This is a genomic window from Burkholderia seminalis DSM 23518 (assembly GCF_902832885.1).
GTDB lineage: Bacteria > Pseudomonadota > Gammaproteobacteria > Burkholderiales > Burkholderiaceae > Burkholderia > Burkholderia seminalis.
Window position 1 is genome coordinate 1094087 of the sequence record NZ_CADFDK010000001.1, and the last position, 22465, is coordinate 1116551.

At 63.2% G+C, this 22465-nt stretch carries 18 protein-coding genes and 1 tRNA gene; 9 read left to right on the top strand and 10 right to left on the bottom strand.

What is annotated here, in order from left to right:
• Window positions 1-326 precede the first annotated feature (326 nt).
• The 5 genes from HWX00_RS05100 to HWX00_RS05120 all read left to right on the top strand — a co-directional run bounded on the left by HWX00_RS05100 (window position 327) and on the right by HWX00_RS05120 (window position 5845).
• On the top strand, window positions 327-1238 hold the full coding sequence (locus tag HWX00_RS05100) for an aldose epimerase family protein (RefSeq protein WP_049029343.1): 912 nt from the start codon (window positions 327-329) through the stop codon (window positions 1236-1238).
• Between the two features lie 130 nt (window positions 1239-1368).
• The gene (locus HWX00_RS05105) at window positions 1369-2070 is read left to right on the top strand and encodes a peptidoglycan DD-metalloendopeptidase family protein (RefSeq protein ID WP_069705434.1); all 702 of its coding nucleotides are present in this window, start codon (window positions 1369-1371) and stop codon (window positions 2068-2070) included.
• 368 nt (window positions 2071-2438) lie between these two features.
• On the top strand, window positions 2439-4058 hold the full coding sequence (locus HWX00_RS05110) for an acyl-CoA synthetase (RefSeq protein ID WP_124609609.1): 1620 nt from the start codon (window positions 2439-2441) through the stop codon (window positions 4056-4058).
• Window positions 4059-4131: 73 nt separating this feature from the next.
• Window positions 4132-4455 (top strand): DUF2288 domain-containing protein, encoded by a 324-nt coding sequence (locus tag HWX00_RS05115; protein ID WP_175027644.1) that lies wholly within the window; start codon window positions 4132-4134, stop codon window positions 4453-4455.
• Window positions 4456-4465: 10 nt separating this feature from the next.
• Window positions 4466-5845 carry an MATE family efflux transporter gene (locus HWX00_RS05120; RefSeq protein ID WP_175027643.1) on the top strand — a complete coding sequence of 460 codons (1380 nt, stop codon included), beginning with the start codon at window positions 4466-4468 and terminating at the stop codon, window positions 5843-5845.
• A 15-nt stretch (window positions 5846-5860) separates the two neighbouring features.
• Here the strand turns inward: HWX00_RS05120 and HWX00_RS05125 are convergent, their stop codons facing one another.
• Window positions 5861-6037 carry a hypothetical protein gene (locus tag HWX00_RS05125; RefSeq protein WP_167361866.1) on the bottom strand — a complete coding sequence of 59 codons (177 nt, stop codon included), beginning with the start codon at window positions 6035-6037 and terminating at the stop codon, window positions 5861-5863.
• 136 nt (window positions 6038-6173) lie between these two features.
• Here HWX00_RS05125 and HWX00_RS05130 point away from each other — a divergent pair, with 136 nt between their 5' ends.
• Complete coding sequence (locus HWX00_RS05130) at window positions 6174-6344, top strand: hypothetical protein (protein WP_162840567.1); 171 nt, start codon at window positions 6174-6176, stop codon at window positions 6342-6344.
• 192 nt (window positions 6345-6536) lie between these two features.
• Here the strand turns inward: HWX00_RS05130 and HWX00_RS05135 are convergent, their stop codons facing one another.
• Complete coding sequence (locus HWX00_RS05135; protein WP_175027642.1) at window positions 6537-7343, bottom strand: GNAT family N-acetyltransferase; 807 nt, start codon at window positions 7341-7343, stop codon at window positions 6537-6539.
• A gap of 170 nt (window positions 7344-7513) precedes the next feature.
• The gene (gene sixA / locus HWX00_RS05145) at window positions 7514-7975 is read right to left on the bottom strand and encodes a phosphohistidine phosphatase SixA (protein WP_175027641.1); all 462 of its coding nucleotides are present in this window, start codon (window positions 7973-7975) and stop codon (window positions 7514-7516) included.
• A gap of 161 nt (window positions 7976-8136) precedes the next feature.
• Here sixA and HWX00_RS05150 point away from each other — a divergent pair.
• Window positions 8137-8213 (top strand) — tRNA-Pro (locus tag HWX00_RS05150).
• Between the two features lie 643 nt (window positions 8214-8856).
• On the opposite strand, the gene HWX00_RS05155 is transcribed toward HWX00_RS05150, so the two are convergent.
• The 5 genes from HWX00_RS05155 to HWX00_RS05175 all read right to left on the bottom strand — a co-directional run bounded on the left by HWX00_RS05155 (window position 8857) and on the right by HWX00_RS05175 (window position 15866).
• Window positions 8857-9144, bottom strand: a complete 288-nt coding sequence (locus tag HWX00_RS05155) for a PAAR domain-containing protein (protein WP_175027640.1) — start codon at window positions 9142-9144, stop codon at window positions 8857-8859.
• Window positions 9145-9207: 63 nt separating this feature from the next.
• Window positions 9208-9519, bottom strand: a complete 312-nt coding sequence (locus HWX00_RS05160) for a hypothetical protein (RefSeq protein WP_124609556.1) — start codon at window positions 9517-9519, stop codon at window positions 9208-9210.
• Between the two features lie 67 nt (window positions 9520-9586).
• Window positions 9587-10894, bottom strand: coding sequence for an SEL1-like repeat protein (locus HWX00_RS05165; protein WP_404823841.1), 1308 nt, complete (start codon window positions 10892-10894; stop codon window positions 9587-9589).
• 2 nt (window positions 10895-10896) lie between these two features.
• Window positions 10897-12915, bottom strand: a complete 2019-nt coding sequence (locus HWX00_RS05170) for a phospholipase D-like domain-containing protein (RefSeq protein ID WP_175027638.1) — start codon at window positions 12913-12915, stop codon at window positions 10897-10899.
• Window positions 12912-15866, bottom strand: coding sequence for a type VI secretion system Vgr family protein (locus HWX00_RS05175; protein WP_175027637.1), 2955 nt, complete (start codon window positions 15864-15866; stop codon window positions 12912-12914). Before HWX00_RS05175 ends, HWX00_RS05170 begins: the two co-directional genes overlap by 4 nt.
• Before the next feature lie 776 nt (window positions 15867-16642).
• On the opposite strand from HWX00_RS05175, the gene HWX00_RS05180 reads away from it, so the two are divergent.
• Window positions 16643-17077: a hypothetical protein gene (locus tag HWX00_RS05180; RefSeq protein WP_059557062.1), complete on the top strand. Its 435-nt coding sequence runs from the start codon at window positions 16643-16645 to the stop codon at window positions 17075-17077.
• An 88-nt stretch (window positions 17078-17165) separates the two neighbouring features.
• On the opposite strand, the gene ppx is transcribed toward HWX00_RS05180, so the two are convergent.
• On the bottom strand, window positions 17166-18680 hold the full coding sequence (gene ppx, locus HWX00_RS05185; protein WP_034186666.1) for an exopolyphosphatase: 1515 nt from the start codon (window positions 18678-18680) through the stop codon (window positions 17166-17168).
• Between the two features lie 279 nt (window positions 18681-18959).
• Here ppx and ppk1 point away from each other — a divergent pair, with 279 nt between their 5' ends.
• Window positions 18960-21023 (top strand): polyphosphate kinase 1, encoded by a 2064-nt coding sequence (ppk1, locus tag HWX00_RS05190; protein WP_034186665.1) that lies wholly within the window; start codon window positions 18960-18962, stop codon window positions 21021-21023.
• Window positions 21024-21118: 95 nt separating this feature from the next.
• On the opposite strand, the gene phoR is transcribed toward ppk1, so the two are convergent.
• Window positions 21119-22438: a phosphate regulon sensor histidine kinase PhoR gene (phoR, locus tag HWX00_RS05195; protein ID WP_034186664.1), complete on the bottom strand. Its 1320-nt coding sequence runs from the start codon at window positions 22436-22438 to the stop codon at window positions 21119-21121.
• Window positions 22439-22465 lie beyond the last annotated feature (27 nt).

Consider the following 22465-nt stretch of genomic DNA (forward strand, 5'->3'; position numbering starts at 1 on the left):
TAAGGGCCCAGAAAGCAAAAAGCCCGCCATTTGCATGGCGGGCCTGTCGACTTCGGCAGGAATTGCCGTCAGCGGCCGAGCTGATAGAAAAATAATACCGTGCTGCCAGTGAACATGCCGAACAGTGCGATACCCATTGCCATTGCCAGATCCATGGCCCCCTCCACGAAGTGTCATGACCCGGCAACATCACCGGTTTAGAGGCATTATCCCGACCGTTGACAATGTTAAAAACTCGCAATTTCCCGAGAAGGGTTTTCCCCGAGCAGCCGCGGCCCGATAATGGAACGCGCGTTGCTCCGTCCACCCGCCCAACCCGATTCGCCATGCCGATCTTCCAGCAACACGATATCCACGAACTTCACGCCGGCCCGTCGCTCGTCCGGGTCGCTCCGCAATTCGGCGGCCGCCTGCTGTCCTGGCACGTCGACGGCGAACCGGTCATCTTCTGGCCGGAAACGGCCGACTGGAGCAACCTCGCACGCGTGCGCGGCGGCAATCCGCTGCTGTTTCCGTTCCTCGGCCGCCACCGCGTCGACGGGGAACTCGGCCGCTGGCGCGACGCCGCCGGCGTGGTCCGCGATCTGCCGATGCACGGCTTCGCGCGCGACCTGCCGTTCGACGCACATCCGTCCGCCGACGGTGCCGCGCTGTCGATGACGCTCGACGCGAACGACGCCCTGCACGCGAGCTACCCGTTCGACTTCCGGTTCGAGACGACCTACCGGCTGGCCGACGCGCATACGCTCGACGTCGCGCTGACGACGACCAACCGCGGCGACACGCCGCTGCCCTACTACGCCGGTCATCATTTCTATTTCGCGCTGCCGCATGGCGAACGCGCGGAAACCACCCTCGAACTGCCGCCGACCCGCAGCTGCCAGCAGCGTCCGGACGGCTCGATCAGCCCGCTCGAACCCGGCGAAGCCCGCTACCGCCTCGACAATCCGGACATCCTCGACCGCTTCCACTGCCTCGACGGCGAACCGTCCGCGCCGGTGCGCATCGTGATGCCGGGCCGCGGCCGCACGATCGAGATCGCGCTCGACGCGCCGGGCTCGATCCCCTGGTACGCAGTCACGACCTGGACCGAAAAGCCGGATTCCGACTTCTACTGCGTGGAGCCGTGGCTCGGTCTGCCCGATGCGATCCACAACGGCCTCGGGCTGCGCATGCTTGCGCCGGGCGCAACCGAAACGGCCGCGCTGCGCATTCGCGTGCGGCCGCTCGCCGGCTGATCGGCGCGCCGAACGGGCGCGCAAGGGCCCCGGCAGCGGCACGAAACTGCGGTGCTCGGGTCGAACCCGTTAAAATCGGACGTTTTGTGTTGCCTGCCGCGTCACGCGCGGCGGGGTTTTGCGAGGTTCAATGTTCGGAACAACAACGAAGCGACTCTTCGCGGCCGCCTGCGCGACCCTGCTCGTCGCGTGCGGCTCCGCGCCCGTCGGCCCCGGGTTCTATCGCGTCGAGCGTGGCGACACGCTCTACAAGATCGCGCGCGACAACCGCACGTCGGTACAAAACATCGTGCGCTGGAACCAGATGGCGAACCCCGATGCGATCGAAGTCGGTCAGGTGCTGCGCGTCGCGCCGCCGCCCGGCACGGCCACCGCATCGACGCCGTCGACCACCGGCACCGGCAGCGCGGGACGCGCCCGCCCGGCCCCTTCCGCGCCGGTCGAATCGGCCGTGAAACCGGCCACGAGCATCGCGCTGGTCTGGCCGGCGGCCGGCAACGTGGTGCGCACGTTCGACGGCTCGAAATCGAAGGGGATCGACATCGCGAACGCGCCGGGCACGCCGGTGGTCGCGGCCGCGCCGGGTGTCGTGGTCTATGCCGGCAACGGGCTGCGCGGCTACGGCAACCTGATCATCCTGAAGCACAACGCCGACTACCTGACCGCCTACGCGCACAACCGCGCGCTGCTGGTGAAGGAAGGCCAGTCGGTCACGCAGGGGCAGTCGATCGCGGAGATGGGCAACAGCGACAGCGATCGCGTCGCGCTGCATTTCGAGCTGCGCTACGGCGGCCGGTCGATCGACCCGTCTCGTTACCTGCCGGCCCGCTGAGCGACCAACGGACGACACGCGATGCCGGCGCGCATCGCGTGCCGTCGCGGCGAAAAACGGGAATGGTCGAGTCAGCGCTTGCGCAGACGTCCGGTGAAACGGCCGGACAACGGATCGACGTGACTGGCAAACGCCACCAGCGCACCGATTCCGATCAGGCTGAACCCCGCAGCTATCAGAAGCAAATCCATGGTCACATCACTGTTTTGTCGTGATCTTATGCGTCATTCCGGAATCGTGCACCGAGCGTCGGCCGTTGGACGAGCCCGAGCATTCCCTATCAGCAGACCCCATTGTGGATTCGTCTGCGTGAAAACCTGATGTAAGCCGTGCGCCCGACGCCACGATCGACACCCAGGAGACAATCGATGCTGCCCGCCGCCGACCGCTACGACGACCTGCTCTCCCGCTTCCAGTGGAACATTCCGGCGCGCTACAACATCGGCGTGGACGTCTGCGACAAATGGGCCGACGGCAGCGGACGCCTCGCGCTGATCTACGAAACGGCGCAAGGCGACGTGTTTCGGATGACGTTCGACGATCTGAAGAATGCCTCTAACCGTTTCGCGAACAGCCTCGCGCGTGCGGGCCTGCAACGCGGCGACCGGATCGGCATCTTTCTCGCGCAGGGTCCCGAAACGGCTGTCGCGCATCTCGCGGCGTACAAGCTCGGCGCGATCGCGGTGCCGCTCTTCACGCTGTTCGGCGTCGATGCACTCGAATACCGGCTCGCGAACAGCGGGGCCGCCGCGCTCGTCACCGACGCGGCCGGCTACGCGAAAATCGCGCCGCTGCGCGCGCAGCTGCCCACGCTGCGTACCGTCTACTGCGTCGGCGACGATGCGCCCGACGCGCCGGGCCTGCTGCGTTACGACGCGGCGCTCGCCGCCGAAACGCCGGAGTTCGTGCCGGCCGATACGGCCGCCGACGATCCGGCGGTGATCATCTACACATCCGGCACGACGGGCAAACCGAAAGGCGCGCTGCACGCCCATCGCGTGCTGCTCGGCCACCTGCCCGGTGTCGAGATGTCGCAGCAATGCTTCCCGCGCGATGCACGCCTGTTCTGGACGCCAGCCGACTGGGCATGGATCGGCGGCCTGCTCGACGTGCTGCTGCCGTCGTGGCATCACGGCGTGCCGGTGCTCGCGCGCCGCTTCGAGAAGTTCGACGGCGACGCGGCGTTTGCGTTGATGGCGCGGCACGGCGTCACGCACGCATTCCTGCCGCCCACCGCGCTGAAGCTGATGCGCACCGTAGCGGCTCCGCGCGAACGCCATGCGCTGTCGCTGAAATCGGTCGCGAGCGGCGGCGAATCGCTCGGCACCGAACTGACGGCCTGGGGGCGCGACGCGCTCGGCGTGACGATCAACGAGTTCTACGGGCAAACCGAGTGCAACATGGTGCTGTCGTCCTGCGCGGCGCTGTTCGACGCGCGGCCCGGCGCCATCGGCAAGGCGGTACCCGGTCATGCGGTCGCGATCGTCGACGCGGACGGCACGCCGCTGCCGCCGGGCGTCGAAGGTCGCATCGCGGTACGCCGCCCCGACCCGGTGATGTTCCTCGAATACTGGCGCAACCCGGATGCGACGCGCGACAAGTTCGCGGGCGACTACCTGCTGACCGGCGATACGGGCACGCTCGACGCCGACGGTTTCGTGCGCTTCGTCGGCCGCGACGACGATGTCATCACGAGCGCCGGCTACCGGATCGGCCCGGGGCCGATCGAGGACTGCCTGCTCACGCATCCGGCGGTGCGAATGGCGGCCGTCGTCGGCGTGCCCGACGCGACGCGCACCGAGATCGTCAAGGCGTTCGTCGTGCTGAACCCCGGTCACGTCGGTGACGACACGCTCGTCCTCGCGCTGCAGGCCCACGTGCGCACGCGGCTCGCCGCACACGAATACCCGCGCGCGATCGCGTTCGTCGACAGCCTGCCGATGACCGCGACCGGCAAGATCGTGCGCCGCGCGTTGCGCGACGCGTAGGCCGCTCACCTCCGGCTCGGCCCGTGCGGCCGGATGGTTTATAGTGGCGCCACGCAGTTTTTCCAAGAAAACGATGTCCTCAGATCAGCCATCCGCCGCGGGCGCGTCGCACAGCCCGCTCTACGCCAAACTCCTCGGCGAAACCGCGAAGATCGACTGGTGCGATCTCGAACGCTTCTTCGCGCAGGGCAAGCTGCTGTCCGTCGCGCGCGACCTCGATCTCGTCAGCATCGCGGAAGCCGTCGCCAGCGACGATGCCGAACAGGTCACGCGCTGGCTGTCGGCCGGTCTCGTCGCGCGCATGCCCGCCGAGACCGCCGCCGACTACGCGGCGCGCAACCCGGAGCTGTGGGCGGTCGTCGTCTCGCCGTGGGTCTGCGTGCAGGAACGCGCCTGACGCGTCCGCCATGTCCGAATCCGCGTTAGCGCACGGAGCCGGCGCCGGTTCGGCCACCGTCACGCATCGGCGCGTCCTCGCGCTCGCCTTCCCGATCGTCCTGGCGAACCTGACCCAGCCGATCCTCGGCGCCGTCGACACGGCCGTCGCCGGCCACCTCGACGGCGCGCAGTATCTCGGCGGCGTCGCACTCGGCGGGCTGTTCTTCAATTTCGTGTTCTGGGGTTTCGGCTTCCTGCGGATGGGGACGACCGGCCTCGTCGCACAGGCGCATGGCGCCGGGGACACCGCCGGTATTCGCCTGAACCTGCTGCGCGCGCTGATCGTCGCGTTCGCGCTCGGTAGCGCCGTGCTCGCGCTGCAGGTGCCGCTGCTGTCGTTCGCACTGTCCGCGCTCGGCGGCAGCGACGCCGTCCGCGCGACGGCGCTCGCATACAGTCATGCGCGGATCTGGAGCGCGCCATTCGCGCTCGCGAACTACGTCGTGCTCGGCTATCTGCTCGGCGTACAGCGTGTGCGGCTGGCGCTGGTCGCGCAGGTGTTCATCAACGCGGTGAACATCGGTGCGGTCCTGCTCTATGTGTACGGCTTCGGTTGGGGCATCGCCGGCATCGGCGCCGCGACCGCCACCGCGGACGCTTGCGGCTTCGCGCTCGGTGCGTGGATGCTGTGGCGGTTGCGCCCGCGCGGCCTTGCGCCGATCGCGGTACGCGCACTTGCCGAGCGCGCCGCGCTCAAGCGCCTGGTTGCGCTCAATCGCGACATCTTCCTGCGTACGCTGTGCCTGCTCGGCGCGTTCGGCTGGTTCGCGCACCTCGGCGCAAGACAGGGCGACGCGACGCTCGCGGCAAACGCGCTGCTGCTGAATTTCCAGACCTTCATGGCTTATGGCCTCGACGGCTTCGCGCATGCTGCCGAGGCGCTCGTCGGTGCGGCCGCCGGGGCGCGCGACCGCCGCGCCTTTCGGCAGGCCGTGCGCGTCACGCTGCTCTGGTCGGCGCTCGGCGCGCTGCTGTTCGCGCTCGCCTACTGGGCGGCGGGCGGCTGGATCGTCGCGCGCCTGACCGACCAGGCCGAGATCCGCGCCGTCGCGTTGCGCTATCTGCCGTGGGCTGCGATCTCGCCGATCGTGTCGGTCTGGGGCTTCCTGCTCGATGGCGTCTTCATCGGCGCGACGCAAACGCGATCGCTGATGCGCGCGATGGTCGTGTCGCTCTCGATCTTCATTGTTGCCACGTTCGCGGCCGTCGGCACGTTCGGCAATCACGGTCTGTGGTTCGCGCTGCTGCTGTTCATGGCCGCGCGCGGCGCGACGCTCGCGCGTTACCTGCCCGGGCTGCTGCGGCGCATCGGCGCCGACGCGCACGCCGCGTCCGCCGCCCGCGCGTGACGGCGAACCCTGTCGTTACTGCGTCGGTTTCGGCGGCGGCGCGTCGAGCATCGACGGCGGCGTCATGTCGGTCGGCACGCCGTGATAGTCGGCCGGGTCTTCCGGCGGGTGGCCGCGACGGGCCTGGCGAGGATCGCTGGTGCAGGCGGCAAGCAGGGATGCGGCCAGCACGGCCAGCATGAAACGGGTCATCGGGTGTGGCTCCGGAAAACGGTGCGCCCATCGCGCGCCGGGACCGCGCCGAGTCTAGCGGAAATCCGGTTTCAGGGTCGTGCCGCGCATGTCCTACTATGTACGCATGGCGCTGTGCCGTGGAAAGGAGGCTGCCATGTCGTCTGAAGAAATTGCGGGCCTGATCGGCCTGTTCATTGGCCTGATGGTGCTGGTCGCGCTGTCGTACTTCGAGTCGCGCGAATACAAGCGCAGCCATGGCGGCGAAGGGATGATCCACCATTGGATGGCGGAACATCACCTGCTCGACTGGCGGCGCAAGCACTGAGCGAGCCGCCCCGCAGTCCGGCCCGTATCAACGATCCGGGCCGTCCTGAAACGTGCCATCCCGTGGCACGCCGGCAATCGCATACCGCGGAAATTATCAGGGCCGAATGCACGAACGCCGTCGCCTGACCAATGGCGCGCGACGGCATTCGCTTGCGCGCACCCGGAGCGGGCGCGCCGCGGTTCGGACGGTTCAGCCCAGGAAGTGGCGGGCGTAGCGCGAGTTGATGTCGGACAGGCGGAACAGCGTCAGGAAATCCGCGCAGTTGAAGTCGGGATCCCAGGCCGGTGCGCCGCAAATCTTCGCGCCGAGACGCAGGTAGCCCTTGATCAGCGGCGGCGGTGCGACCACGGTGCCCGTCTGCAATTCGTCGACCGGCAGCGCCGTGTGCGGGAACGCGCGGTACTCGGGCGCCGTCAGCGAGCCTGCCGACAGCGACTGGTACAGGTTCGCCGCATAGTGGCCGCCATCGGCCATCGACACGCTCGCGCAGCCGAGCATCGTCTCGTAGCCGTTCTGCATCATGTACGCGCCGAGACCGCCCCACAGCGCCATGATGACGGCGCCGCTGCGGTAGTCGCTGTGCACGCACGAGCGGCCGACCTCGACCATCTTGCCGCGCAGGTGCGTGAGACGCGACAGGTCGAATTCGCCCTCGGCATACAGGCGGCCGACCCGCACCGCCTGGTGCGGCGGCAGCACGCGGTACGTGCCGACGACTTTCAGCGTGTCGAGATCGCGCACCAGCAGGTGGTCGCAGTACGCATCGAACGGATCGACGTCGAGACCGGAGGGACCGCTGACCTGCGCGCCCATCTCTTCGGCGAACACGCTGTAGCGCAGGCGCTGGGCTTCGCGCAATTCGTCTTCCGTACGCGCCCATGCGGCGCGCAGGCGATACTCCGATGTGACGGTTTCACTGGCGCGCGGCAGGTGGCGCCGCGACGTGTCGAGGGGCAGCGAGGCAAAAGGGAGCGTAGGCGTCGGCAGTTCTCGCATTAGGCTTTCCTGGTCGTAAGGAATAAGGCGACATGCCCGCCAATGTAGTAACCGGCCGTGACCGTTATGTGGCACGACCGTGTCCTTTCAATGACGTGTCGCCGAATTGACTTTAGCAGAAAGCTTGCGAAACCGTATGATCAATCCCTTCAAACCTATTCAGCCGGGATTCACACCAGTTCCGGCGTCAATACCGCCCGCAATACCGCCTGCCGACTGCCGTCACGCGTGCGGCTCGCGAGCCACACGATGCCGCCCTTCCTGACGCTCCAGCTGTCGTCGCCGCCGGTAATCAATTGCGCGGCGACACTGCCGAGCGTCGGCTGGTGCCCGACGATCACGACCGTCGGCGCGATGCCGTCCGGCCAGCCTGCCGCTGCCAGCACGTCGTCGACGCTGCCGCCCGGTGCGAGCGCGTCGACGGTCCGGTACTGGTCGGTCAGCGCCTCGACCGTCTGCACGGTGCGAGCCGCCGGGCTCGCGAGGATCACGCTGTTCGTCTCGAGCCTGCCGCGCAGCCATTTGGCCATCGCCTGCGCGTCCTTGCGGCCGCGGACGGTCAGCTGGCGCGCGAGATCGCTCGTCGCATGGTCTTCGGCTTCGGCGTGACGCCACAGGATCAGGTTCATCATGATGTTCTCCTTGCTTCGGCGAGCGTCCGCGCACGCATGCGTCGCGGCCGGCCGATCGTCCCGTGGATTGTCGCAAATCGCGGCCGGTTCGCCGCCGCGGCATTTACCCGCATGTCGTGATTGACCGGATGGATCATGCAACGATATAATCTTTGGCTCGTCGGAGCGTAGCGCAGCCTGGTAGCGCATCTGATTTGGGATCAGAGGGTCGTAGGTTCGAATCCTATCGCTCCGACCAAGGAATCAAGGGGTTAGCTGATGCTAACCCCTTTTTCTTTGCCGCAATGCCAAGCCGTTGCTACTATTTTTCTACCATCTGGCGCGCTTCCATAAGGAACCGCACCCGATGACAGCCTCTCTCATCCCGCCCAGCACCGCCTTTTCATCCTCCACGCTGACTGGCGCGACGCCGCCCAATACCCCCGGCGTCCCTTCGCGCATCCTCCATCTGGTCTCGGGAAGCCCTTCAGCGCGATAACAAGTACGCACAAGACTACGTCCGGTACCCACAACTCGATAGTTCGTATTTGAGGGAAGGGCCAGGTATCGCCGATGACGATAAAGCCATCGCTTTCCGAGCGAGCAAGATTCAACAGGGGCGTCTGCAGATTATCAAATCGTTCACCATTGTGATGAGCACCCAGGCGGATGGCCGTTCTTTCGAGGTTGACTATCGAGTCGGAGCAGACGAGTTGCCGCGGCAAACAACTGGCTATTTGCACTTCGAAGTGCAACAAGCCGAGTAGACGCCGTCGCCCGACACACAAAGACATGCAGGATGAGCGGATTGCCGTCAACACGAAGCCTGACTGACCAGTCCACTCTTGCCCCGTCAGGATTTCCGCATGCCAGCCCCTCGCTCAATACATCGCCGGAGGTCGTCACACGTCGACCGACATGACCTGTTGTGACGCGACGAGCTTCGGTGGCGGGGTGCACTTGCAAATACACAGGTCATCACTCAGCGCGACGCGCCGTCCGTCCGGCCCTGTCATTGGAAGTCGTGGACCGGCACATTGAATCTTGCCGATCGATTTGCAAGCTGGGCAAATTACGTCGTCATCTTCGTGCGCGATATGCCTGCCGTCCAATTCAAACGGTGTTGCCTTCACGCGAACGGTTCCCGCCACGGTCGTATGATCGCCATCGAGAATCAGGTATCGGGTCATTTGCCGTTGCCTCAGTCACATCCCCAAATGGACGAATGCAGGTGTGCCATCTTCGCCACGCAATCAGCCATGCGGAGCCAAGCCTCCGACTAAAAAGGCCAGCCTCGCCATCCCGACGCCCACGCACCAGCCCACCAGAAGAGGACCGATTTCACCCGTGTACTCGCGGTCGTACTTCCAAGCCGCGACGAACAGCAACGGCACTGGCACACCGATCACCCCGATCATCTTGGGCCAATCGGCATACGGAGCGAATACCTGAAGCGCGCTGCTCACAAGGACCCAGCACGGCAGTCCAAGCACGAATAGCAACCAGCCGAACCCGGCCAACGTCACGGGGTGTGCACGCCTCTTCGCTTCATTCGGTTGGTTCACGTTGAACAATCTTCCTGTCGATTACAAAAGAGGCCATCCGCTTGTAGTCTTCCAACGAGGCGCCGGGTCAAGACTGATCAAGATATGCAACGAGTTCCCACGCAACAGGGGCCATACGCTGACGTGTACCCAGCATGCTGTCGAGAACCGCTAACCGTCGAGGCTCATGCACGACGACGGACGGCAACGCGTCACCCTTAAGAAACCTGCGTTTCGCATCACCGACCTGACCGGCATCCAGTTTCGCGCACCATACGCCATCTTCCGGACACTGCTGGCCGGTACGCGCGACGGTCCCCAAAGGCACACGCGTTGCGATGTTCGCAGACTGATCTTCTTGCGCAGTTTTCTCCGTCTGACTTGCCAAAGGCAAACCTGTCGCCGGATCGAGATGCTTTTCCTTCGCCATCTGATCAATGACTTCGTTTGACGGTTTTCGCGGCGGAACAGCGGCGTCCTGTTCCTTCTGCCATTGGAACGTGCCATCCCACGGCGGAAGCTTCGCAGGGGGAAGTGGTACGACTTTGTCGATGTCGGGAACCTTGGGGTTCCGTCCGTCATTGGCGCGGAGAAATTTCCCAATAAGCTCATATCGGCGACTACGTTCAGCGTCTGCATGAACGCCGAGATTGGTTAACGGGTCTTTTCCACCACTTACATCAAACGCTTCCTCAAGCAACAGAGCTGATTGACTACTCCCTGCCGTGACACTTGTCTGAAATGCTCTCGCAGCCTCATCAAACCTTTTGTCGGTTTGAAAACTAACTCCGAGATAGTTCGCGGCCTCTGCGTGCCCCTGATCGGCTGCACACTGGAACATTTTGAGAGCGATGTCCGGCGCTGCGTCAGCAGGATCAAGCAAGTTGCCAACGTAGTACTGTGCATCCGCGTTACCCAGGTCCGCAGCTTTCCGGATATATCGCCGGGCCGCGTCATCGTCTTTTTGAACGCCGTACCCATTCAAAAGATAGTGTCCGATATCGTAGTAGCCGCTTGGCACGCCGGCCTTGATAAGCTGCTCGGCGAGATCAACGCTTTCTTTCTCGGGATCGGGAGAGGATGCCATTCCCGACGAGACCAAGATTTGCAGATTATGATTAGCCTTATAGTGACCAAACGCAGCCGCTATGCGGTAGTACCGAGCGACATCGTTGAAATCCTTCGGCCCGTCCCTCTTCTCAAGGTATCGAGCGTACTGGAACAGCTTATCCGCCTCAGAATCAAGTGGCGGCAGATGATCGGCTTCATGCGTGCACGTGAAGGCGAGATTTAAGCGTACTGCGCTAACGTCGGGCAACGGATTCATAGCACTTTCGTTCTTCGAACAGGCGGTCAACAGGCATAAAACGAACAGGGCGATAGGAACTCTACGCATGATTAGTCAAGCCTGCTTCGTGTGGTCGTGGCTGTTTGGAAGCTGATGATTGAAGCAGTCGGCGATTGCTTTTTTGAATTTTGAAGCTTCTGGTTGCTCGTAATAATCATTTTCCAAGTGTCGTAAGCGATGCCCATGTCATCACCTATCGCACGTGCTCTGTTTGTATCAGCGCTTCCACCCTGAGAGTTAGCGGAGGTGAACCTCGTGTGAATTGTCCATAAGTGCTTGCGAAGCGCCTTGGTCACATCGCCGTGTTCGTGGCAAATATTCAACTCGCTGTCAACCTCCATACTTCGTGTGTTGATGTTCGCCGAACCGTGCGTCAAGAACACATCGTCGATAACCATGATCTTGCTGTGCACATAGGTGTCCATCCAGTTTCCCGCTGGAGAGTCTGGTGCGACGAGAGTGCAGATCAGAGTCTTAAGTCCCGGAATGTCGCCCGGAATGAGCTGCCCCTTATTATTATCCGCAATCTTGGCATTCACGTCGTTGAGTTGCTTCTGCAAATCCTTCTTGTGCGCTTCGTTCTTTTCCAAGGCTTTGGCAATCTCAGCCTTCGAACCTGTTCCATAGGTCTGAATCAACTGCGCCGTGCTGTCGGTACCATCAATGCTCGCCGCAAGATTGCGTCGCTGCTGCTGATACACGTCGTTCCGCTCCAACCTTGTCACGTTCGGCATCGTGTCCGCATGCCCCAGCGATTCCATCATCCGGTATGTCGATACCTGTCCGTGGTCCAATGCGTCATCGCTGGAATTCGTCACCACGAACAGATACAGCGGTCCATGCTTGCCAATATCTCGCCCGCCAGCCGTCTGTCTGTTGATCGCAGTCTTGATGTGATCGACCAGCGGCGGCCAGCGGAAATACTGATTCTCGATATAGATATAGCGGCACGCATTGTCCGTCGCCTGCTTGTACATCGCCCGGATATCGCGGCGACCTTCCTGCGATTGTGTGCGCAAGATTTGCGCCATGACCGGCGTACCCTTGTCTTTTCGCAACCGAAGTCTTGAGGCGAGTGCTCGGCGAGCCGGCAATAAATCGACATCCGTACTGCGCTTCCATGCATTGCAGAAGTTGACATTGAGATGTTCGAGGATCGGTCCCGTCACGAGCGCCGACATATCCTGTCGCGGTGTCGCGCCGTTGCGCCCGAAGCGAGGATGCATCCGCGCAAACGAATGCTTATCATCGTCCCAGTATGCATCCAGTGTGTTATGGCCCATCACGAAGCCTACGGCATGTTCGGGCGCTTCGTAGTCCACGAGTACCATTTTCTGATGGTGCGAAGGTTCGGTGCCGAAGCCAAACGTGACCGCTTCTTCGTTCAGGTTCTTGTCTTCGCGGAACCGCGATTCACGATAGATGATTTCCGCGCGGTCCCCCAATGAAAAATCTCGTGTTGCCACTTCGATGCACGGCAGCCCCTGCAAGGCTACAGTCTTTTTCGACGGCTCAGGAGGCGGCAGGCCAGCCGCATGCTTGGCGCGCAAATCGGCAGCTTGCTTGTTCGCCTGCTCTTCCCGGAACGGGGAAGGAGGCACTGCTCGTGCGGTCAAATACCAGGCACGATCGTACTCCCGCTCCGCATCGTTCTCGTTCTGCAAGACACGGTTCCGCAACCAACTAAAACCAGGCGTCGAGTTTTCGGTGACCTGAGCAACATTGAGGGAGTCCGCCCAACACAGAAGTCGGACCCGAACGCCCTCCAGTCCTTTCTTGAGAAGCAGGTCGCCGATATTGAGCGACGCCCCTCCGTCCCCACGCTTGAAATACATCGACGGCTGGAAGCCCCAACAGATGATGTCAACGCTGTACCGTGCCGCCATGATGGCATCATACACAGCACCAAACGCCTCCTGACCGTTTACGAGGGGTTGGTAGGAGCATGTGATCGGATGAAACTCGACGGGCTTTCCCTCGTCCGTCGTGTCCACAAACCAAGGTGAACACACCGATGCACTTGACGTCTGATTGAGTGCCATCGGCGTAGTGATCGTCTTGGCGGTCATGCTTCGTCTCCGGTTGACGGGTTCAGCAGTTCGCTGTAGCGCGCTCGGTGCAATGCCCGATCGCCAGGTGGAGTGATGTCCGCCGCACTACTACTTTCGTGAAACTGGAAGCCTTGATTCGCGAGAGCACCGTTAGCAGCGTCGTGATAATCGCCGGGCACGGGAATTTCATGCTTAACGCCGTTTGCCAATTCAAGTGTGTACTTCTGCGTCGCCACATGATGGTCGATAGGCAACTGCCCAGTCTCGTCGAACACGCCCTGTTTAACCAGCGCGCCGTCTGCATAGAGTTTATATGGCATGCCAATCGGGGCAGAATTTTTCGCCGAGGGAGACGCAAACATGTTCAACGACAGCTTCTGGACTGGCGAATCCTTGAACGCCGGGTTCGTTATATCGACCCGTGCGGGGCCAGCAAACGAATAGCTTGCGGCCTTGAAGTCGATCTTGCCCGGTGAGTGGATATTGATGCTGCCGTCCTGACTGATCTGGATGATCGCGCCACCGCACAGAATCCGGATTTCCTTGCCGGAAGCGACTTCGATAACATCCGTTACGGACCGGATGTGCAATGCAAGTTGGGCTGCCAAATCGATGACGCCGGCATGCGCCTGAATATCGATGTCGCCTTTGCCGGCGATTGCCTTCATCCCGCCGTTCTGCGCAAAGATGCTGATCAAGTTGAGCGCCGCGACGATCAACGACTGTCCGGACGCGACGGTCGTGGTCTGACCGCTCACGAGGTTGATGAGCTGGTCCGCCGCGAGATGCACCGACTGCTGCGTCGACGCGGCAATTCCGGCCGGGCTGTCCAGCAGCATCACGGGCTCCTTGAAGGCGTTCGCGGTGCCCGTGCCGCCACCTGCCGTGCGACCGCCCTTGGCCTCGGGCGTCTGCGGCAATTCGAGTGCGTCCGTGAAATGCTTCAACGCATCGTGACCGGTCTTGAGGTCCGCCGCCTGATGCCCCTTGCTGGCTTCCGACAACGAATCGACCACATTCCCCGCACGGGACAGTTGCTGGCGTGCTTCTCGCACGTCCAGTTGTTCGGCGTCCGGGGACTTGTGCTGCGTGCTGATCGCCATCCCCTGATTCGCGCGCATGGCACCGAATGCGTCGGTATGAAGTTTGTAGCCAATCCCGCGATACCCGCCTCGCGTGTTGCCCGTCTGATCGATCAAGTACCCTTGATGAAATAGATGGTAGGTTCCCCCGGTATAGCTCGTCAGGCGCTGCCCGCCCTGATGCGTGGAATCGTCGTGGATCAGGGCGTTGTAGGCACCGGTATTGCCGAAGCCGCGCGACTGCTGCCCAGATTTCAGTACGTCCGAATGCCACGGCTGCTGAGTGGTCCCCCCAGGCAATCTACCCATCACGAAGGGGCGATCACAATCCCCTTGCCAGTAACCGACCGCGACCCATTCTCCCTTGCGCGGCACGTGAACTGCGCCATAGCCGTCGCCCGTATCGCCCTGCATGACCCGCAACCAAGGCGATGTGTTGTAGTCGTCCGGCTTGCTCTGCCGGTCCCACGCGAACCGGCCACGTATCTCGTTATTCTTGTTCGTCCACGCCTCCTCGCCGTCGGGTGCGCCGACCAGCAGGTGCTCAACTTGCATTGCCGGCTTCTTATGCTCGAGCGGACTGCGGTACACAACATCCGTGCGCTGCGCTTCCATCTTCATCAAGAAAAAGCCCACCGAACCATCGTTGGCACGAGGCCGGGATACCGACGCCTGCTCATATTCCGCCTGAACGCGGTCGAACTCCGGTTGCAGGCTGAATGGAAACGCTTCCGACTGCCGGGCGAACGGCACGTTGTTTAGGATGAACCAATGTATATCGACCGCCAGAAATTCTCGGCCCTTCGAATCGGGAGTATCGTGACGAGGATGGTCATTCAGAACGAACCGCGAACCTGCATCGAGCCAGCGCACCCCACCGACGCCGATAAAACGACGGGCCATCGCATCCCATGCCTGCGTCCGAATCTGTGCGCGGCGAGCGCCGCTGTCGGAGTCGATATAGCCCAACGTCGTCGGTTCGTACACTGTCGCCGGGACGCCGGGAATACTGAGGGTTTCCTTGTCGCGGTAATGCTGGACCGTATATGTCGTCGATTCCATCGAGCTCCCGGCCGCGAAGCTCGAACCCGGTCGATCCTGATCGAAAGAGGTGGACCTGAACTCCATAGGCTGCGCAGTCTGCTGCATCACCCACTGCGTCAAGCCGCCGATCTCATCGCCCGTATTGCTTCGGGAATACGTGACATCGTGAGCCTCCGGAAGTGCCGAGATGCTGTCCACGATCACGAGCGTTGTTTTTGGCGGTTCGCTGTCCTTAACCGGCGCATGTTCCCAATAGAAGTACCAGCCTTCATCTTCCAAAAGCCGATGGACCAAGTTCAGGTCCGATTCGCTTTGCCGCGTATACGTGCGCGTACTTGGCTGACTACCGAGATTGAATCGATAGCGCCCGCGCAGTTGAGGATATTTGTCGAAGACAGTGCTAATGCTCTGGACCGCATCGGAATCCAGCCAGTAGTAATCGTCGCGACCCTCACCTAAGAAGAACAAGGCGGACGCGAACTCGATCTGGTAAAGCGAAAGCGCGCCATCGGCTCCCAATCGCCTGATCTGATAGACAAAGCCGTGGATCGGCCGATACTCCGCGTCGGAATTGGGGGCCGTCGGCTGCTGGATGAACAACGACACCTGCTGATGCATTAGTGCGAGCAATTCAATGTCGTCACGCGTGGAAACTGCATCCACGGTCCAGCGGTAGTCACGACCGATCTTCGACCAGCCTTTCGCGCGAACGGGCGTAAGCGCGTTATCGCCCAGCGGGGTGCGCAGCGTCAGCAAACGGCCGTGCTGCATGAGGCCCCGGTTGAGCGCTTCGTAAATGTCGCTGTATCTCAAACTCCCCGAATCTGTCGGCTCGAGTGCCATCTGTTCTTGTCCTTGTCTCTCAGGTTCGACCGTCGCAAAGATGGAAGGCAAGGACGGTCTGCGGTCGCGAATACTGCCGCTCGCGCGATTTTATCTGGAGTAAGGCAGATTCGTGACACGGACGGAAGACTCTCCGTCGTATTTTTGACAATTATTTGCGGATATCTCCGCAAGTAATTCGCCAAACAACCCGGCGATCGCACAATTTCTTTCGTTTTGCTTTCGCCTCGGGCGTGAGACCTCTAACTTTCTACGCGAGGGTACGTAGTAGCCCAGTAACCAAAGTTCCGGCGATCAGGTCGAGAAGGGTGCGAGTGGTGCGACGACTCGTGTTCAGCCACGATCGGAGAAAGCAAGTCATTGGTCACGGATTCGCCGAGCCGTGCCTGAGCTGGGCGTCGGCAATGACATAGGGCGGGAATTCAGCAATTGCTCGCCGCAAACGACGCAATCGAAAAGCACCACATCAGCGATCTCGAGCAAATCCAGGCCGGTTCGTAGCGTTACGGGTCGGAACACAAAATCGCAGAAAGAATAAATTCAATACAAAATCAATGACTTACAAAATTTATCGATCGCCACCGACGGTTGAACACCGTAGCCCCTTTTCCGTTTCTGAGCCCTGCCCCGCCCGCACGGATTCCCGGCTCACGCACTTCCGTTCATTGTAGGGATTCATTGGGGCACCGACGCGACAACGCTCCGGCCCTGCCCGCACCCGCGCGCGACACTTCCGGGAACACGCGATAATGCGTATGAACAACCCGCATCCGCGCATGAAAAACAACATCGTCAAAACCGCCCTCTGCGCGTCGCTGCTCGTGCTCGCGACCGCCGGCCCCGCGTCGGCGAAAGCGCTCGACGACGCGCTCGACTGCCATTCGACCGGCCACAAGTTCGTCGCGCCGCTGCTCGCCGCCGGCGACATCCAGTCGGAGCCGATGCACGTCGAATCGAATTCCGTGAACGCATTCCGCACGAACCGCTCGCTGACGGCGTACGGCTTCGGCGTCTATGTCGTGCTGGGCTATCAAGCGAACGACCCGATCTTCCGTCCGGGCGACGGCACGCCGATCGGCGACTGGGCCTACGGCGTCGTGGTACGCGGCACGAAGAGTGCGGTGGAGGAAGCCGTGCGCAAGGCCGGCAGCGACGCGACCGTCAAGCAGGCGTTCCCGTTTCTGACCGCGATCGTCTGCTCGTCGGATTGAGCGAGCCGTCAGGACGGTCGTGCGGCACGCCTCGGGCCACCGCAGCCACGCTCCCGCCCCAACGGCTTCCAGGCCACGCTTGCGGCCATTACGCGCCGGTGTACACCACGCGATACGGGATCCCGACCTTCTCCCACTCGGCAGCCTCCTGGCTGAGGCTGTAGTCGGTCAACGGATTCTGCTCGACCCACGCGCTCGGCAGGCGCACTTCGTACCCGCCCTTCTTCATCTGCGAAACGGAGATGTCGGGCAGCCCCGCATCGGTCCGGCGCCGGCACAGCAGCGCCGCGAGCCGCAGGCAGAACAGCAGCGGCCACTCGACGTCGCGCGCCTGCGACAGCTTGCCGAGCTTGCCCGCATGACCGAGCACGAGCGCGGCCAGCCGCGCCTGGTCGGTGCGCGAGAAACCCGGCATGTCCGCATTGCTCGCGATATAGGCCGAATGCTTGTGATACGCGCTGTGCGAGATCGACAGGCCGATCTCGTGCAACGCGGCCGCCCAGCCGAGGAACATCCGCCCTTCCTCGCGCGCCTCTTCGTCGTCTTCCTCGAGTTCGTCGTAGAAACGCACCGCAAGCGCACCGATCCGCTCGGCCTGAGCACGATCGACGCCGTAGCGGCGCGTGAAGCCCTCGACGGTCACCGCGCGCATGTCCTCGTGCTGCGTCCGGCCGAGCAGGTCGTACAGCACGCCGAGGCGCAGCGCGCCGTCGGTCGTATCGACGTAATCGACGCCGAGCTCCTCGAACACCGCGAGCATGATCGCGAGGCCGCCGGCGAGCACCGGCACGCGGTCGGGCTTCAGCGCGATCAGCTTGAGCCGGTTGACGTTCTCCGACTTGATCAGCGCGCGCTTCAGCCGCTCCAGGCCACCGCGCGAAATGCCGTGCGTGATGCCCGGATCGTTGAATCCGTTCGCCTCGACGAGTTCCGCGAGCGCACGCGCCGTGCCGGACGACCCGATCGCCTGGTCCCAGCCGGCCTTCTTGTACTCGCTCGAAATGATCTGGATCTCGCGCTTGGCCGCGAGTTCGGCCTGCCGCATCGTGTATTCGTCGACGTTGCCGGCCGGAAAGAAGCTGCGGCTGTGGCTCACGCAGCCGATATACAGGCTCTCCATCACGATCGGCGTGTAGTGCGAGCCGATGATGAATTCGGTCGAGCCGCCGCCGATGTCGACGACGAGCCGCTTGCCGGCACTCGCCGGCACCGAGTGCGCGGCGCCCGCATAGATCAGCCGCGCTTCTTCGCGGCCCGCGATCACTTCGATCGGGAAACCGAGCGCCGCTTCGGCCTCGCCGAGAAATTCGGCGGCGTTCTTCGCGACGCGCAGCGTGTTGGTCGCCACCGCGCGCACATGGTCGGGATGAAAATCGCGCAGGCGCTCGCCGAACCGCTTGAGCGCCTCCCAGCCACGCTCCTGCGACGCGCGATCGAGCATCTTGTCGCTCGACAGGCCCGCGGCCAGCCGAACCGGCTCGCGCAACGCGTCGACGGGATAGATCTGGCTGCCCGCCGGCGTTTCCTCGACGCGCCCGACGATCAGCCGGAAGCTGTTCGAGCCGAGATCCACGGCAGCCAGCAAGTGGGGGGTTGTAACCATCAGAAGGGGGCTCCGTGCGCGGTCGCCCGCGGCAGCCGGACCGGCAACCCAGGGCGATCAATCAAAGGCGACATTTTAAGCGTGGAACGCTTGCCGTTACCACGCTTCACGGGTATGCACACTGCTCGATTCCATATAGCCGAAACATTTATGCGACGAAATGGTTAAGGCGTAGAATTTCCCGATATAAATACATGATTGTCATCAGCACGTCATCGTACCGTGAGAGTTTCCGAGCGTCCTTTCGAATCATCGCCTGAACTGCCCCCTACTCTGCCGATGTCCGTCCGTTATCCGCTTCTCAATCGTGAACTCGGCATCCTCGGTTTCAACGAGCGCGTGCTGGCCCAGGCGGCCGATCCGCAAGTCCCGTTGCTCGAGCGCCTCCGCTTCATCTGCATCACCAGCAGCAACCTCGACGAATTCTTCGAAGTCCGGATGGCCGGCCTTCAGGAACAGATCCGCGACAATCCCGGCGCGCTGACGCCCGACGGCATGTCGTTGCAGCACGCTTACGACCTCGTCGTCGAACGCGCGCAGCGGCTCGTCCATCGACAGTACACGATGCTGCACGAAACCGTGCTGCCCGCGCTCGAACAGGAAGGCATCTACTTCCACGCGAGCGACACGTGGAACGACGAGCAGCTCGAATGGGCGCGGCGCTACTTCCTCGACGAGCTGCTGCCCGTGCTGACGCCGATCGGCCTCGATCCGGCCCACCCGTTCCCGCGCGTGCTCAACAAGAGCCTGAACTTCGTCGTCGAGCTCGAAGGCCGCGACGCGTTCGGCCGCCAGGCGGTGATGGGCATCGTGCAGGCGCCGCGTGCGCTGCCGCGTGTCGTGCGCATGCCGCACGCGCTGTCGGGCTTCGAGCACGGCTTCGTGCTGCTGAGTTCGTTCATGCAGCGCTTCGTCGGCGAACTCTTCCCGCAACTCGTCGTGAAGAGCTGCAACCAGTTCCGCATCACGCGCAACAGCGAGCTGTTCGTCGACGAGGACGAAATCACGAACCTGCGCGTCGCGCTGCAGGGCGAGCTGCCCGCACGCCACCTCGGCAACGCGGTGCGTCTCGAAGTGTCGGCCGACACGCCGGCGCACATCGTGCGCCGCCTGCTCGAGGAAAGCGAGCTCGGCGAAAAGGACTGCTATCGCGTGGCCGGTTCTGTGAACCTCGTGCGGCTGATGCAGATTCCCGATCTCGTCGACCGCCCCGACCTGAAGTTCGCGCCGTTCACCGCGTCGACCCCGGCCGCGATCACGAACGCGCCGACGATGTTCGACGCGATCGACGACGGCGACATCCTGCTGCACCACCCGTACGAGAGCTTCCAGCCCGTGCTCGAACTGCTGCAGCAGGCCGCAAGGGACCCGAGCGTCGTCGCGATCAAGCAGACGATCTACCGCACCGGCACCGATTCGCCGCTGATGGACGCGCTGATGGAAGCCGCGCGCAACGGCAAGGAAGTGACCGTCGTCGTCGAGCTGCTCGCGCGCTTCGACGAGGAGACCAACATCAACTGGGCGTCGCAGCTCGAGGCCGTCGGCGCGCATGTCGTGTACGGCGTGGTCGGCCACAAGTGCCACGCGAAGATGATGCTGATCGTGCGGCGCGTCGTGCAGGGCGGAAAGGCATCGCTGCGCCGCTACGTGCACCTCGGTACCGGCAACTACCACCCGCGCACGGCGCGCCTCTACACCGACTTCGGGCTGATGACGGCCGACCAGAAGATCTGCGAGGACGTCCACCACGTTTTCCAGCAACTGACGGGAATCGGCGGCGAGCTCACGCTGCACGAGCTGTGGCAGTCGCCGTTCACGCTGCATCCGCGCATCATCGACGCGATCGGTGCGGAAATCGACAATGCGCGCGCCGGCAAGCGTGCGCGCATCGTCGCGAAGATGAACGCGCTGCTGGAGCCGTCGGTGATCGCCGCGCTGTACGAAGCGTCGCAGGCCGGCGTGAAGGTCGACCTGATCGTGCGCGGCGTCTGCGCGCTGAAGCCCGGCGTGCCGGGGCTGTCGGAAAACATCACGGTGCGCTCGATCGTCGGCCGCTTCCTCGAGCACCACCGGATCTACTACTTCCATGCAGGCGGCGCCGAGGACGTCTATCTGTCGAGCGCCGACTGGATGGACCGCAACCTGTTCCGCCGCGTCGAAGTCGCGTTCCCGGTCCGCGAGCGCAAGCTCAAGCGGCGCGTGATCGCCGAAGGCCTGTCGGTGTGTCTCGGCGACAACCAGTCGGCATGGCAGATGCACAGCGACGGCCACTACCGCCGCCGTCGCGCCGGCAAGACGCTCCGCAACGCGCAGCTCGGATTGCTCGCGAAGTTCTGCTCGTGAGCCGTCGGCGCGCCGCCAGTCGCGCGAAGCCTCGCGCATGAAAAAGAGCAGCCCGCGGGCTGCTCTTTTGTTTCGAACGTCGGAACGCTACGCGGTCACGCCTCGTACGCGGCCGGCCGGATCGCGATGACGCGCGAACCCGGGAACCGCGCGGTGAACGTACTGCCGCGCCCTTCCTCGCTCTGCACGTACAGGTGCGCGTCGTGCCGCTGCAGCACGTGCTTGACGATCGCCAGCCCGAGGCCCGTGCCGCCGGTGTCGCGCGAACGGCTGCGGTCGACGCGGTAGAAGCGCTCGGTGAGCCGCGGCAGGTCGGCGGCCGGAATGCCGAAGCCGCTGTCCGTGACGGAAAACACGCCCTGCGCGCCCTCGCGCCGCCACGTGACGACGATCTTGCCGCCTTCCGGCGTATAGCGGATCGCGTTCGTGACGAGGTTCGCGAACGCGCTGAACAGCTCCGTCTGCGCCCCCGTGACGCCGAGCGTCTCGTCGATCATGAACGCGATGTCGTGATGCCCGTTCGACAGCGTCTGCGCATCCTCCTTCAGATGGTCGAACACGGCGCGCATGTCGATCGCGTGATCGAGCGGCGGCTTGCTCTCGCCTTCGAGCTTCGCGAGCACCAGCAGGTCGGTCACGATGTGCCGCATGCGCGACGCCTGCTGCTCCATCATGTCGAGATAACGCGCGCGGTCTTCCTCGTTCAGCGGCAGCTCGCGCATCGTCTCGAGAAAGCCCGACAGCACGGTGAGCGGCGTCTTCAGCTCGTGCGACACGTTCGCGACGAAGTCGCGCCGCATCGCGTCGGTGCGTTCGAGCTCGGTGATGTCTTGCGTGAGCAGCAGCTTGCGGTTTTCGCCGTACGGAAACACCTGCACTTCCAGCACGTTCTGCCGCGAGTCGCCCATGCCGCGCATCACGAGCGTCTCGTCGTACAGCTGCGCGTTCAGGTAGCGGACGAAATCGGGATGGCGCACCAGGTTCGTGATGTGCTGGCGCAGGTCGCGCTTCGCGTCGAGGCCGAAATGAACCTCGGCGATCGCGTTGCACCACTCGATCTGGTCGTGGTCGTCGAGCATCGCGACGCCATTGGGCGACGCCTGGATCGCCTGGATGAAGCGCGAATGCTGCTGCTCGACCTGCCGCACCTGCGCATGCCACTGCTTCGCGAGTTTGTGCAGGCGATAGTAGATTTCGCCCCAGATGCCCGGCGCGCTCGGCACTTCGCCGTAGACGGGCGCGTCGAGCAGGCGCCACAGACGCTGCGTATGGAAGGTGCTGAAAAAGCCCTGCGCGACCAGCATCACGACCACGAACACGAGGCCCGCGGTCGGGCCGGCGAAAACGCCGACCAATACGCCGATCAGCACGAGCAGCACGAGCGACACCAGAAAGCGCGCCCAGATGATGTTCATGATTCAGCGTCCGAAAGAATGAACGGC

Bases quoted from the DNA above. Each gene is read 5' to 3' on its own strand.
- HWX00_RS05105 (WP_069705434.1), top strand. From the start codon at position 1,369: ATGTTCGGAACAACAACGAAGCGACTCTTCGCGGCCGCCTGCGCGACC.
- HWX00_RS05110 (WP_124609609.1), top strand. From the start codon at position 2,439: ATGCTGCCCGCCGCCGACCGCTACGACGACCTGCTCTCCCGCTTCCAG.
- ppx (WP_034186666.1), bottom strand. From the start codon at position 18,680: ATGGTTACAACCCCCCACTTGCTGGCTGCCGTGGATCTCGGCTCGAAC.
- phoR (WP_034186664.1), bottom strand. From the start codon at position 22,438: ATGAACATCATCTGGGCGCGCTTTCTGGTGTCGCTCGTGCTGCTCGTG.
- HWX00_RS05125 (WP_167361866.1), bottom strand. From the start codon at position 6,037: ATGACCCGTTTCATGCTGGCCGTGCTGGCCGCATCCCTGCTTGCCGCC.
- HWX00_RS05135 (WP_175027642.1), bottom strand. From the start codon at position 7,343: ATGCGAGAACTGCCGACGCCTACGCTCCCTTTTGCCTCGCTGCCCCTC.
- ppk1 (WP_034186665.1), top strand. From the start codon at position 18,960: ATGTCCGTCCGTTATCCGCTTCTCAATCGTGAACTCGGCATCCTCGGT.
- HWX00_RS05180 (WP_059557062.1), top strand. From the start codon at position 16,643: ATGAAAAACAACATCGTCAAAACCGCCCTCTGCGCGTCGCTGCTCGTG.
- HWX00_RS05120 (WP_175027643.1), top strand. From the start codon at position 4,466: ATGTCCGAATCCGCGTTAGCGCACGGAGCCGGCGCCGGTTCGGCCACC.
- HWX00_RS05115 (WP_175027644.1), top strand. From the start codon at position 4,132: ATGTCCTCAGATCAGCCATCCGCCGCGGGCGCGTCGCACAGCCCGCTC.
- sixA (WP_175027641.1), bottom strand. From the start codon at position 7,975: ATGATGAACCTGATCCTGTGGCGTCACGCCGAAGCCGAAGACCATGCG.
- HWX00_RS05130 (WP_162840567.1), top strand. From the start codon at position 6,174: ATGTCGTCTGAAGAAATTGCGGGCCTGATCGGCCTGTTCATTGGCCTG.
- HWX00_RS05170 (WP_175027638.1), bottom strand. From the start codon at position 12,915: ATGACCGCCAAGACGATCACTACGCCGATGGCACTCAATCAGACGTCA.
- HWX00_RS05175 (WP_175027637.1), bottom strand. From the start codon at position 15,866: ATGGCACTCGAGCCGACAGATTCGGGGAGTTTGAGATACAGCGACATT.
- HWX00_RS05165 (WP_404823841.1), bottom strand. From the start codon at position 10,894: ATGCGTAGAGTTCCTATCGCCCTGTTCGTTTTATGCCTGTTGACCGCC.
- HWX00_RS05100 (WP_049029343.1), top strand. From the start codon at position 327: ATGCCGATCTTCCAGCAACACGATATCCACGAACTTCACGCCGGCCCG.
- HWX00_RS05155 (WP_175027640.1), bottom strand. From the start codon at position 9,144: ATGACCCGATACCTGATTCTCGATGGCGATCATACGACCGTGGCGGGA.